We start from the raw sequence: 13,019 nt of genomic DNA on the forward strand, positions 1-13,019 counted from the left end.
AGACTTGAGCAGACGGCAGGTGCGGCAAAATGAAGGCTCCTCTCAAAACCTTTTCCTTTCAAACGACGTTCCTCGCTTCATTTCTGGCGCTGGCCGGTCTGCTGATTCTGATCCCGGGCTTATCCAGCTATGTCATTACGACGGAGGAAGTAGCCGCTCAGACGATCGAAGCGCGCAGACTGCTGCTCAGCGAGGTCAACAAGCAGCTGGAGCTGCAATTTGAGGCTGTCGAATACGATTCCCTGGCGCTGTCCAGCAATCCTAAGCTGATTAATTTCCTGCAGGAGAAGGACGGCTCGTACGAGCAGGTGGAGCAGGGCGGCGAGATCGTCGCGATGCTCAGCCGGGTCAGCTATGTGAAGGAAGGGCTGCATTCGGTCCAGTTGTTCGCCCCGGAGCTGTCGATCCCGCTGCAGGGCGGGAGCAATGGCATCTACCCCTACTCCAGGCTGGAGAACAGCCCCTGGTTCCACACAATCCGCCAGGCGGACTATGGCTGGGTCGGCGCGCATACGGCCGAGATCGGCGGCTTTGTTTCCGGCGATCGGGAGGTCGTCAGCTTCGCTCGCAAGGTGCTGTCGAGCACGGGCAAGGAGATCGGCCTGCTTGTGTTCAATCTCAAGATGAGCTTTATGGACAAAATGCTGAGCAGCGGGGAGCTGAGCTCCAGCCGGATTTTGCTCGGCGGGAGCTACGAGCGGGTAGCCGCGTATTTCAACAGGGGAGGACAAGCCTCCTACGAAACGCTGCGGCCTTCGCTGGAAAATAAGCTGCGGGCTTCGGAGGCCGCAGGTTATGCGGTCGTCGGCCGGGGTGACGACAAGGAGCTGCTCATCTGGAGCCGGCAAAGCCGCACCCAGTGGCTCACTCTGGATATTATCCCTTGGGCGGATATTGCCAAGGGCAGCGAGCGAATCAAGCAGGTCATGCTGATCGCGGGCATCTCGGCCGCGGTGCTGGCGTCGGCGATGGCTTATATACTGGCAAGACAATTGGGAGCGCCCATCCGGCAGCTCGTGAGGGCGATGAATATGCTCAAGACAGGCCGTCTTGATGTGCGGATTCCCAATGAATACAGCAATGAATTCGGCCATCTGAACGATAATTTCAATCAGATGACCGAGAGGATCGATCAGCTGCTGGCTGAGGTGAACGAGCAGAATCGGCGCAAGCGCAGCGCCGAGATCCGGGTACTGCAGGAACAGATTAATCCGCATTTTCTGTACAATACGCTGGATATGATCAATTGGCGGGCTATCGAGCTGGGGGCGAGCGATATCAGCCGCATGCTGTCGCTGCTCGGCAAGATGTTCCGCATCGGACTGGCGAGCGGAGCCGCCTTCGTGCCCCTCCGGCGCGAGCTGGAGCATCTGCGTGCTTATCTGGAGCTGCAACGCATCCGCTACAAGCAGAAGTATGAATTTGCCGTAGAGCTGCCGGAAGAAGTGATGGCATGTTATATTCCCAAGCTGATTCTGCAGCCTTTCGTGGAAAATTCGCTGCGCCACGGCCTGCATGAATGCGAAAGCGGATACATCCGCATTACCGGCGGCTTGGAGGGAGACACGCTCTGGCTGCGGATTGAGGACAACGGACGGGGCATGGAGCATCCGGAGCGCATGCTGGAGCCTCCTGAAGGAGACGGCTCGGAAGCCGGGGGACGACGCAGTGAGCATAGCGGCATTCGCAATGTGCAGGAGCGCATCCGGCTTTATTTCGGCGAGATGTACGGGGTGGAGCTGGAGAGCAGGCCGGGGTACGGGATGACCGTTCGCTTGCGGCTGCCCGTGCGTCTGGAAGCGGAGGCATGGAATCAGCGGAAGGAGGAGCGGGCCGATGATTGACGCTGTCATCGTAGACGACGATGTAACGACCTTGGATGGACTGGCCCGGATGGTCAATTGGACACAGCTGGGCATAAGAATCGCCGCAACGGCCAAAAACGGCCAGGAAGGGCTGGCGCATATCCGCAAATTCCGTCCTCAGCTGGTGCTGACGGATCTGTTTATGCCGGTGATGGACGGCATCGAGATGATCCGCGCGCTGCGGGCGGAGGGAGGACGCGCCGAGGTGATCATTTTGAGCGGGTACGAGGATTTTAAATACGCTCAGTCGGCGGTCAAGCTTCAGGTGACGGATTATTTGTCGAAGCCCGCTACGCTGGACGAGATTGAAGAAGTGCTGGGCGGGGCTGTAGCCAGGCTGAAAGCGCAGGAAGCGGAACGGCGGGAGGAAGAGGAGCTGCGCGAGCTGCTGGAGTCTCACCGGCCGCTGACGCGCAGGCAGCTGCTCCAGGGCTTGCTGGAGCCGGGGTTTGCCGAGACGGATTCCTGCGAGCGGTTCCGCCGTTATCTGCAGCTGGACTGGTCCGGCCAATACTTCTCCGTGCTGCGGCTGGAGGTGCTGGGCGGCCGCAGCCGCCCGTTCGGAGGCCCGGGGGACGACCTGCCGCCGCCGCATGCGCTTGCGGAATATATGGAGCTGAAGTCCGTCGTCGGTCAGCGCTTGTACGTGGCTGACGCGCAGCGAAGCCGCTACACGGTGCTAATCGCGCTGCGGGCGGCCTGGCCGCGGTCTTCGTCCGACCGGCGGATGCAGGAGACGGCGCTCGCGCTGATCGGGGAACTGGAGCAGGAGTACGGCTTGCAAGTGGCCGGCGCGCTCGGCATGTCGGTCGAAGCGGCCGCGGACATTTGGCGTTCCTATGAAGGGGCGCTGGCGCTGATCGCACAGCGGGAGGAGCTGCCGCATCAGAAGCTGCTGACCGAGGCCGACAAGGAGCGGCTGGCCCGCGAGACGCAGCCGCGCCTGTCCGTCAATGTCCAGAGCGTGGTGACCGCCGCGCTGGCCGGACAGCGGGAGACGACCTTGGAGCGAATCGGCGAGCTGGCCCGCAGCTTGTCCGAGCAAGAGCCTGCGCCGACCGCGGCGGTCAAGGAATATGTGCTGAAGCTGGTCGCCTTGCTGACGCTGGCCTTGCAGGAGCAGGGGATGCAGCTCGAAGACGTGGTCCCCGGCTTCAGCACTTACAAAACGCTGGACCGGATGGTCGAGCTGCGGGATTTCGTCAGCTGGCTGCCGGAGCTGCTGCTCCCGGTCAGCGAAGCGATGGGCCGCCGGCACGCCCAGAAGCATGTCCGGACGATCGACTATATGATGCGGTATGTCGAGCAGCATTACGCCGAGGACATCACGCTGGATTTGCTGGCGGACAAGGTGTATTTGACACGGAACTATTTGAGCCAGATCTTCAAGCAGGGGACGGGGGAAAACTTTAACGGGTACGTGACGCGCATCCGTATGGAGAAAGCCCGGGAGCTGATGCTCTCCGGCCGGTACAAGGTGTCCGAAATCTCCCGCATGGTCGGCTACAAAAACAACGCCTACTTCAGCCAGCTGTTCAAAAAGCATACCGGCTTATCTCCTTCGGAGGTGAATCAATGAAAAGTCTGCTTGCGCAGGCTTTTTTTCTAAGTAGTTTAGAAGGTATAAGCGGCGGCTAATGCTCTCCGGCAGGGGCAAACTGTGTATAAAATCGATAATTATTGTAGATTTGCATGCTTTTAATCGCTTACAAAAAATCTATAATCAAGGTTGTAAGACGAGCCAAGCTAAAGAGGGGTGCAGATATGAAGGGATATGGCCAAGCAAGAAGGGGAAGATGGAGGGCGGCGCTCAGCATCGTGCTGTGCACAGGACTGCTGAGCGGTTGCCTGCCTACCGCGAAGAACAGCACAGCTCCGGCCGAGCAGGGGAAGGCGGGGGACGGCAAGCAGGTTGAGCTCCGGTTCGCCTGGTGGGGGAGCCAGGGACGGCATGACCGGACGCTGAAGGTGATCCAGAAGTTTGAGGAGCTGCATCCCGGCATCAAGATCAAACCCGAATATACGAGCTTCGACGGCTATTGGGAGAAGCTGGCTACGCAGGTGGCGGCCCGCAATGAGCCGGATCTGATGCAGATGAGCATTTTGTATATCAAGGAATATTCGGAACGCGGCGTGCTGCTGGACCTGAGCCCGTATGCGGGCAAGGATGTTCAAGTGGCCGATCTGAATCAGGATGTGCTGCGCAATCAGGGGACGATCGGCGGCAAGCTGACGGGTCTGCCGGTATCCGACAACGCTTCGGTGCTGATCTACAACAAGGAGATGTACCGGCAAGCCGGTATCGAGCCGCCGTCCGTCGATCTGACGTGGGATGAATATTTCGAGAAGGCCAAGCAAATTCGCAGCAAGCTGGGCGATAAAGTATACGGCGCCTTCGATATGTCTTCGTCGCTGGAGGCGTTCATGTACTATTTATTCTCCGTGGAGGATACGATGTACAGCGGCAACCGGCTCGGCTACAAGGATGAAAACTTCAAAGCCTGGCTGACCATGTGGGACAAGGCGCGGACGGAGGGCGTCATCCCGCCGGCGTCGACCATGGCCTCGTTTATGCCGATCGGGAATGCCGATCCGAACAAGGATGCGCTGATGACAGGCATGGTGCCGATTATGGGACCGCAGTTCACGGCGACCTTCCCCGCGTACGAGAACGTGATGAAGGACAAGATCGACATGGTGGCCTACCCGCGGGCGAAACGGACGGGCAGCGCGCTGCTCCCCGCGATGTTCATGTCGGCGTCCGCCCAGTCGAAGCATCCGAAGGAAGCGGCCATGTTCCTGGACTTCTTCCTGAATGCCAAGGAAGCGGCTGATATTTTGGAGATGGACCGGGGGCTTCCGGAAAATAAAAAAATTCTGGAGTACTTGGCTCCCAAGTTCACGGAGCGTGACAAAAAGATGGTGCGCATGCTGGAGCATGTCACCTCCATCCAGCCTCCGATGTACGATGGAGGACCGAAGGGAGCCGGCGAGGTGACCAAGCTGTTCGAGCAGCTGGTGCAGAAGCAGCAGTTCGGCAAGGCGACGATTGATGAGACGGTCGCCACCTTCCGTAAGGAAGCGGATAAAGTATTCGCCAAAAACAATTCATAAGCTGCGAGGCGCGGTCGCCCGGCGGCGGACGGAGGCGGGCAGCCGCCAGCCGGGTTCCGCGCCGAGGCTGGCCGTCTGCGCGGACGCTGCCGCAGACCTGCGCCTGTCAACGGAGGGGGAGAGCTGGAGATGAATGCGGAGGAATTTGGAATTATAGGCTGCAGGCATGCGCATATCGGCATATTTATCGAGGAGATGCTGAAGCTCGGTTATCGCTGCGCGGGACTGTACGACCCGGAGGGCGGCGTATTGGCAGAGACGATGGCGGCCAAGTACGGCATCAAGCGGGTGCAGGAGCAAGACGCTGTGCTTCACGACCGGGTCAAGGTGATCGGCTGTGCGGCGATCAACGCGGAGAAAATCGATATCGTCGAGCTGTGCGAGAGTCTGGGCAAGCCGGTGATGCTGGACAAGCCGGCCGTCGTCAGCCGGGAGGGGCAGGAGCGTCTGAAGCGCGTGGCGGAGCGGGGACGTATCCAGCTCGGCATGCTGCTGACGGAGCGGTTCCAGCCGGCGATCTGGACGCTGAAGCGTCTGCTGGAGCAAGGCGAGCTGGGCGAGCTGGTTTCGCTGGGGACGCGAAAGCCGCACCGGCTGGACGCGGAGAGCCGGCCGGACTGGTTTTTCGACGAGAAGCAGTCGGGAGGCATCTTGATCGACCTGCTGATCCATGATTTCGATCTGCTGAGATGGCTGACCGGACGAGAGCCGGCAGCAGTCCACAGCTGGATGAGCAAGACGGCGCTGCCTGAGCGCCCGAGCTTCTACAATGCCGTTCAAGCCCAGGCGGTGCTGGAGGGCGGCGTGCTGGCCCAACTGTACGCGGACTGGCAGGTGCCGACAGGATGCCCTTCTTGGGGAGACGGGCGCATCTTCGTTGCAGGTACAAAGGGAATGGCCGAGCTCAGGCTGCATGGCGATCCGCCCGCGGGCGAAGGAGAGCCGCGTGTGCTGCTGGCTTCGGCCGGAGGGAGCGGCGTCTGGCAAGAGATAGAGACAGTGCAGCCTCCCTGCGGCATAAGCGAAGATTTCATGAGAAGACTGGCCGGCTCGGCGTCGGTAGTGAGCCAGCACGATATCCTGCGGGCGTCGGAGCTGGCGGTCGAATCCGCCGCATCGGCCGTCCGGCTTCGCAGCACCTAGGAGGACAGGGATTCGGCGTTCAGCTTGGCAGCGTATGACCTGTTCGGGTCCCGATAACAACGGTGGCGCCATGCTCCCCGGAGCGGGTCATATTCGGACATAGTCCGTATCGGCGGAATAGCTGCATGGCCAGCTGCGCCTGCCTTTCGCTCGTTTCGATGGGAAGGCAGCCGTCCTGCGCAAGCCAGAGAGGGGCAGCAGCGGCAATTTTACCTTCAGATATGAGCAGTAACCGAATAATCGTATAAAGCGCGCCCGACTGGCGGCCCAATTGGGAGCGTGTACGGAAAATCGTCCAAAACGGCGAAATTCCATGACTATCAGCCAATGTTCAGATATTAAAGCTAGACTCTATAGAACTTTTCATATGATTGGCGAGCGCTTGCACCTCGCTGCCCAGCCCTTCCCAATTATCGGCGTATTCTCCGCGATAAGCTTTTCTTGCCAGGCTGAGTAAGGCGGCATGCTCTTCGGGCAGCTGAGGTATAGCCCATTCTGCAGCTGTATCTTTTGAAGAGATTTCACCAACAGCCATTGTCAGCCACATGCGTGCAAGGGTTAGAATAACGTTTCTTTCGTCGCCGTCGATACCCTTAATCAATCCGGGCAAAGATTCCATGATCGCCCTTCGAATATGTGTCATAGGCACGGGATCAAGTAGATCGGAAGCATCGGGGCCAAACAGGGGAACGCTATTCTTTCTCACTTGTGCTAAAACAATGGCCAAATCAGGATCATAAATGGGTTCCTGAATTTGTCCAATCTCATATTCATTTCTGAGCCATTCTCCATAGATATATTCGTTTTTGGGCGGAAACCGCCAAGGGACAACATCTCCATGGTTGATTACCGTGACTTCAAGAGGTCGCACACCATTTGAATTTCCTATCTTTCCGGAAATGGGCAGGAGTTTGTCTGTTAGTTTTCTGCGAGTTACTTCCGTCAAGCTTTGATTTACAATCACTAAGACATCTACATCGCTATGGACGCGCAAGCCGCTCGTTACTCCGGAACCAAAAAGATATACCCCCACTATTGAGCGGCCAAGCAGCTTCTCGACAACTGTAAAGGCTTGGATCGCTTCCTTCGGTATTTTTTCGTTATTCCCATCACTCATCATAGCCAAGCTCCTCTTGTTTCCAATTTGAACCTCCACACCATTGCCGCAAAATGTCGTCTTGCCGTCTGGACGTGACGGCAACGGCAGAGGCTTTCAATCCACCGTTCCTGTCGCTTGTTCAGTTTGATGGTATGCATGCCCCATCCGCGGAAGCTCCTGCAGGCGGTCCTGCAACGAGCCGCCCAGAAAGGCAAGCCGGGGTGCCGGACAGCTTCTCCGGCTTGCCTATTCCTGTCCGCGGGCATCCGTTCTAATGCGCAGCCGCACCGTCGTGCCGGCTCCAGGCTCGGATTCGATAAAGACTCCGCAGGAGGCGTCCTGCGAATACAGACGTATCCGTTCGCTGACATTGTACAGCCCGTAGCTTGTCGCCGCCAGCTCGGAAGAGGGCGGCTGGAAGAGCTTCTCCAGCTTGGAGGGCGGCATGCCGATGCCGTCATCGGTCACCGTGACCGCGAGCAGCGGACCGTCCAGACGGGCGGCTATCGTGATGACGCCTTGCTTGGGCCGCTTCTGGCCGATGCCGTGCAGCACGGCGTTTTCGACGATCGGCTGCAGCGTCAGCTTGGGCAGGCGGCGGGGCAGAGCGGCTTCCTCCAGGTCGTATTGCATCCGGATGCCGGCGTCCCGCGTGTTGTGGATGTGCATGTACGAGCGGATCAACTGCAGCTCCTCGTCCAGCGTCACGACGTCCCGGCCTTTGCTGAGGCTCAGCCGGAAGTACGTGGACAACGAGTCGATCATCTGGCTGATGTCGTCGGCCTCGCGTCTGATGGCCATCCAGTTCATGCTGTCCAGCGTGTTGTACAGAAAGTGGGGATTGATCTGCGCCTGGAGCGCCTTCAGCTGGGCGTCGCGCTCATGCAGCTTTGCCTGGTAGGACTCGGCCGTCAGATCCTGAACGGTCTGCACCATCCTCGCGATCCCCTGCTCCAGCATGCGCAAATCCCCGGCTTGCGGCCAGTTTTCATCGAAGCGTTCGATGCCTCCCGTCTTGATCAAGCGTATCAGCTCGCGGATGCGCTTGCCCAGTCGCTCGACCGCCAGCGAGAATACGACGACGAGCAGAAAAATAAATACGACAGACCCGCCCGCCAGCGCCAGCACAACCGATATTTTGGTCAGCGCCACGCTTTCCCCGGATACGTCCCGGGTTGGCAGCTTGACCACGATCATCCAATCGGTCAGCGCGATGCGGCGAAACAGCAGGGAATGTCCGGAATCATCGGTGTCGTGAACATAACCTTCCGAGCTGCGGAACATGCTCTCCAGTTGATCGCTGCGTATAACGGACTGCTGGCCAAGCCTCGTGCTGTCCGCATGGTAGACAAGAGCGCCGCTGCGGTCCATGATCGCAATGTCCTGCGAGGGAGCCAGCTCGATCCGCTGCATCAGCTCGCGGAGCAGCTCCTCCTTCACATCGACGGACAGCACGCCGATGACCGCTTCGAAGTCCGCGGGATCGCGCAGCATCCGCACGGCCGAGACGACAGCGGCGTCTTCGCCGCCCAAATAAGTCTGGCGGTACGAGCTCCGCCAGTAGATGGCTCCGTTCTGCGCCATCATCCGGTCGTACCACGGAGAAGAAGGACCGATATCCGTCAGCGGGAAAAAATGCAGCGATTCATTGGCATAAGTAAGCTGAGGCCGGACAAACAGACGTATCCGCTGCACGTCGTGACTCCGCTCGGCGCCGGCGAGCAGCTTCTCCATCGCCTGGAAATGCTCGAACTGTTCGGCCGGATGCTTCTCCAGACTCGACAGAAATCGGAATACATCCTGGTTGGCAATCAGGCTGTTGGAAATATTCTCGATGTTGCCCAGCCGGTCGGCGATGTTGGCTTCCGACTGCTTCAGCGTCTGAAGCATCGATTCGCTCATATCGCGCTCGATGATCGAAGAGGTGCGGCTGTAATAGCCGTACATCAGCAGACAGCCGGGCAGCAGCACGATGAACAGGTACAGCACGATGACTTTCTTCGTCATGCTGAGTCCGGGGTTGTAACGGAACAGCCCTTCGATGCGTCCGATCATAACGGCCTCTCTCTGAACTCGCTCGGGGTCAGCCCGGTCTGCTTCTTGAACAGCTTGCTGAAGTAGCCCGGGTCCTTATAACCGACCGCGTAGCAGACATCGTACAGCTTGTTGCGCGGATCGGCGAGCAGACGCTTGGCCTCACGAATGCGCGCTTCGATGACGTATTCGTTCAAGGTCATGCCGGTCTCCTGCTTGAAGAGCAGGCAGACGTACGTAGTCGTCAGATAGACGGAGGCGGCGATTTCCGCATTGGTCAACTCCCTGGCGTAATGCTCATCAATAAATTGCCGGATCAGCGTGATGACATTTTTCGTCTTCCGCTCCCGTTTGTCGGCGATGGCGCTGTAAGCAAGGCTGACATGACCCAGCAGGACCAGCTCCAGATCGCCGATCGTTTCTGCGGTCAGCAGCTCCGTCCAGACGCGTTGCTCGCTCGCTTGCAGCTCCGGCCCATAGAGGCCGAGCCCGGCAAGCAGCTGGGAGCAGGTGAGCGCGATCTGCATGCAGTCCATCCGCACTTGCTGGATGGAAGCGAGACCTCCTTGGCCGGATGCGTCCAGCCTCCGCGCGATCCACTCTTTCACTTGCTCCCACTGAGGCGCTTTCAGGATCGACTCGATGGAGCGGGCGTCTGGGGCCGGCGCTGGCTGTCCGGCCGCAGACGATGGCCGCTCCGGGGTCAGGCTGTCCATCGTAATAATACGGTTCTTCCCGAGATACCACTTATGCTCGGTAGCCTCCAGAGCCATCCGATACGATTCGGGGATCGTCGTCCATTCCCCGACTGCCGCGCCGACGCCGATCGTCACGTCCAGCTTGAGAAGCCGGTTTATCTGCTCCTTGCTCTCGCGGATGACGTGAAACAAGGCCTCCTCCTCTTCGTCGGAGCGAATATGGATCAGCCCGGCATATTGCCCGGGCCGGATCTCGAACACATGGCCGCACAGGCGGGAGTTGACAACATCTTCGCAGATGTTGAGCAGCGCGAAGGAAATGAGCTGCTTGTCCTTCTCCGTACCCGGTCCGACCGCCTTCGAATAATCGTCGATCCGGATGACGATGACGGTGCAGCGCATCATGTCTGCGGGAAGCCGGATGCCGAGAAACTCAAATTTGTCATGCATCGCTTCCGTATCCCGGATGCCGTCCGCTACGAGCGCTGTCAGAAACCGTTCCCGAAGCAGGGGAATGCTTTGATTCACTTTATGCTGTAGCTCGGTCAGCTGCTTGCGCTCCAGCTCCTCTTCCTCCAGCAGCAAGACGACGCGCCGGAACACGTCCCGCAGCTCGGACAGCCGCACCGGCTTCAGGATGTAGTCGATCGCCTCCAGCTTCAGCGCCTGCTTCAAGTAATCCAGATCGCCGAAGCCGCTGATAAAAACGATTTTAATGGCCGGCCTGATCTCCCGGAGCTTGCGCGCCAGCGTAATGCCATCCATATGGGGCATCCGGACGTCCGTGACGACAATATGCACATCCATGTCCTCAATCGCCTGCAGCGCCATCTCGCCGTCCTCCGCCTCGCCTGCTGCGCGAATGCCAAGCGAGGACCAATCCACGCAGTCCTGAAGTCCCGAGCGTACGGATGCTTCGTCGTCTACAATCAGCATATTATACAAATCTATCCCTCCCTCCCTCCACAGTGTCCAGTCCGGTCCATTCCATGCAACACCATACACTAACACCGTAAAATCATAATCCGCTTACCTGTATAAGCGGCCCATGAGCATCTACAATAAACATAACGAAACTTTAGCCGCGCCTTCATTGTAGAACGAAAATGGAAGCGCTGTAAACCTTTTGCCGAAAGGATGGATTTTCTTGAGAACAGCCGCAGCGGGTTCAGGACCGCCCAGCGCCGAGGCAGCCACGCGCGGGAAAATATCCTGCAAACGCCGGTTTGCGAGCTACTTTAAGCGCAACTGGGATTTGTATCTAATGTCGGTGCCCGGACTCCTTTTTTTGATCGTCTACAAGTTTATCCCGCTGTACGGGTTGACGCTGGCGTTCAAGGATTTCAGCCTGTTCGCCGGAGACGGCATTATCGATTCGGTTGTGAAAAGCCCTTGGGTCGGGATGAAGCATTTCAACAAAATATTTCAGGAGCCCGTCTTCATGCAGGTGATCGGCAATACGTTGATCATCAGTTTGTACAAACTCGTATTTCTGTTTCCCGTGCCGATTCTTCTGGCGATCTGCCTGAACGAGCTGCGTCTCCGCTGGATGAAGCGCTGGGTGCAAACGATCGTATATATGCCGCATTTTTTATCATGGGTCATTATTTTCGGTCTGTTTTATTCGCTATTCGGCTCCTACGGCATGGTGAATCAAGCGCTCGGCTTTTTCGGAATCGGGGGCATCAGCTTCTTCTCGGACGCCGGCTGGTTCCGGTCGCTGCTCGTTTTCACGGAAGGGTGGAAGGAAAGCGGGTGGAACACGATCCTGTTCCTCGCCGCGATGACCGCAATCGATCCGCAGCTGTACGAGGCGTCGGTGGTGGACGGAGCAGGCCGGATGAAGCGAATCTGGCATATTACGATTCCGGGCATCGTGCCGGTCATCATGCTCGTATTCGTGCTCAGGCTCGGGCAGGTGCTGAACGCAGGCTTCGAGCAGGTGCTGGTCATGTACAACCCGGCTGTGTATAACGTGGCGGATATTATCCAGACCTATGTATACCGCATCGGTCTCGGGCGGCTGGATTTCAGCTTGTCAACCGCGCTCGGCTTGTTCGAATCGGTCGTTGCCATGGCACTTATCTTTACGAGCAATCAGGTCACCCGGCGGTACTTGGGCAAAAGCCTCTGGTAGTCTGCCGCATGGCACAGGCTTATGCTTTCAACAACAAGGGGGAGAGAACAATGGAAACGATCCGCAGCCGGGGCGAGCGCTGGCTGGACGTATTGAACATCGTTTTTCTGGCGGGAATCGGGCTCATATGCCTGCTGCCGTTTCTGCACGTGCTCGCCAAGTCGCTCAGCGACCAGGCGTCCGTGATGGGGAGCAAGGTTACGTTTTACCCGCTCGGCTGGAATGTCGAGGCCTTCTGGTTCATCTTCGTCAAATCCAATTTTATCGGAGCGCTGAAGGTGACGGTGCTGGTGACCGTTATCGGGACGCTGCTGAGCTTGTCGATGACGATCATGGCCGCTTATCCGCTGTCCAAGACCGATTTTATCGGGCGAAAGACGATCCTGCTGCTGTATGTGTTCAGCATGCTGTTCTACGGGGGCATCATCCCCGGCTATATTCTCATGAAAGGGCTGGGGCTGCTCGATACGATCTGGGCGATGATCATTCCGCTGCTCGTCGTGCCCTTTAATCTGTTCGTGTGCAAAACCTTCTTCGAAGGCTTGCCGGACAGCGTCGAGGAGTCGGCCAAAATGGACGGCGCGTCGAACATGCGGATTCTTATTTCTATCGTGCTGCCGATTTCGCTCCCGGTTGTTGCGACGCTGGGCATTTTCTACGCCGTCGGCTATTGGAACAGCTATTTTCATCCGCTTATCTTCATCAATTCGGAGAAGCTCAAGCCGCTGCAATTGTTCCTGTACGACACGATCTCGAACACGGAGGAGATGCTGCGGGAGCAGCCGGACGAGATTCGGCTTGCCTTGTCGCCGGAGGGGCTTCGAGCCGCAGCGGTTATCGCTTCCATCGTGCCGATCATGCTCGTGTATCCGTTTCTGCAGCGCTATTTTATTCACGGACTGACGATCGGTTCGGTCAAGGGATAAGGT

The 13,019-nt window shown here is 58.2% G+C and carries 9 protein-coding genes; 6 read left to right on the forward strand and 3 right to left on the reverse strand.

From position 1 onward, the window contains the following. Positions 1–29: 29 nt before the first annotated feature. The 4 genes from BLR08_RS18370 (at position 30) to BLR08_RS18385 (ending at position 6,122) form a co-directional block, all read left to right on the forward strand. Positions 30–1,844: a cache domain-containing sensor histidine kinase gene (locus tag BLR08_RS18370; protein WP_072331375.1), complete on the forward strand. Its 1,815-nt coding sequence runs from the start codon at positions 30–32 to the stop codon at positions 1,842–1,844. After that, positions 1,837–3,444: a response regulator transcription factor gene (locus BLR08_RS18375; RefSeq protein ID WP_072331377.1), complete on the forward strand. Its 1,608-nt coding sequence runs from the start codon at positions 1,837–1,839 to the stop codon at positions 3,442–3,444. Before BLR08_RS18370 ends, BLR08_RS18375 begins: the two co-directional genes overlap by 8 nt. Before the next feature lie 185 nt (positions 3,445–3,629). Continuing rightward, complete coding sequence (locus BLR08_RS18380) at positions 3,630–4,979, forward strand: ABC transporter substrate-binding protein (protein ID WP_072331379.1); 1,350 nt, start codon at positions 3,630–3,632, stop codon at positions 4,977–4,979. A gap of 129 nt (positions 4,980–5,108) precedes the next feature. After that, positions 5,109–6,122 (forward strand): Gfo/Idh/MocA family protein, encoded by a 1,014-nt coding sequence (locus BLR08_RS18385; protein ID WP_072331381.1) that lies wholly within the window; start codon positions 5,109–5,111, stop codon positions 6,120–6,122. A 331-nt stretch (positions 6,123–6,453) separates the two neighbouring features. On the opposite strand, the gene ant(9) is transcribed toward BLR08_RS18385, so the two are convergent. From ant(9) to BLR08_RS18400, 3 genes are all read right to left on the reverse strand, one after another. Continuing rightward, on the reverse strand, positions 6,454–7,239 hold the full coding sequence (gene ant(9), locus BLR08_RS18390; protein WP_090586348.1) for an aminoglycoside nucleotidyltransferase ANT(9): 786 nt from the start codon (positions 7,237–7,239) through the stop codon (positions 6,454–6,456). Positions 7,240–7,467: 228 nt separating this feature from the next. Next, a complete protein-coding gene (locus BLR08_RS18395; RefSeq protein ID WP_072331385.1) occupies positions 7,468–9,276 on the reverse strand; it encodes a sensor histidine kinase in 1,809 nt (602 codons plus the stop codon). Then, complete coding sequence (locus BLR08_RS18400) at positions 9,273–10,889, reverse strand: response regulator (protein ID WP_256257671.1); 1,617 nt, start codon at positions 10,887–10,889, stop codon at positions 9,273–9,275. The genes BLR08_RS18395 and BLR08_RS18400 overlap by 4 nt, the downstream gene beginning before the upstream one ends. Before the next feature lie 211 nt (positions 10,890–11,100). Between BLR08_RS18400 and BLR08_RS18405 the strand changes: the two genes are divergently transcribed. After that, positions 11,101–12,090, forward strand: coding sequence for an ABC transporter permease (locus tag BLR08_RS18405; protein WP_072331835.1), 990 nt, complete (start codon positions 11,101–11,103; stop codon positions 12,088–12,090). Between the two features lie 50 nt (positions 12,091–12,140). Further along, positions 12,141–13,016: a carbohydrate ABC transporter permease gene (locus tag BLR08_RS18410; RefSeq protein WP_072331389.1), complete on the forward strand. Its 876-nt coding sequence runs from the start codon at positions 12,141–12,143 to the stop codon at positions 13,014–13,016. Positions 13,017–13,019 lie beyond the last annotated feature (3 nt).

This window comes from Paenibacillus sp. cl123 (assembly GCF_900101595.1).
Lineage (GTDB): Bacteria > Bacillota > Bacilli > Paenibacillales > NBRC-103111 > Paenibacillus_G.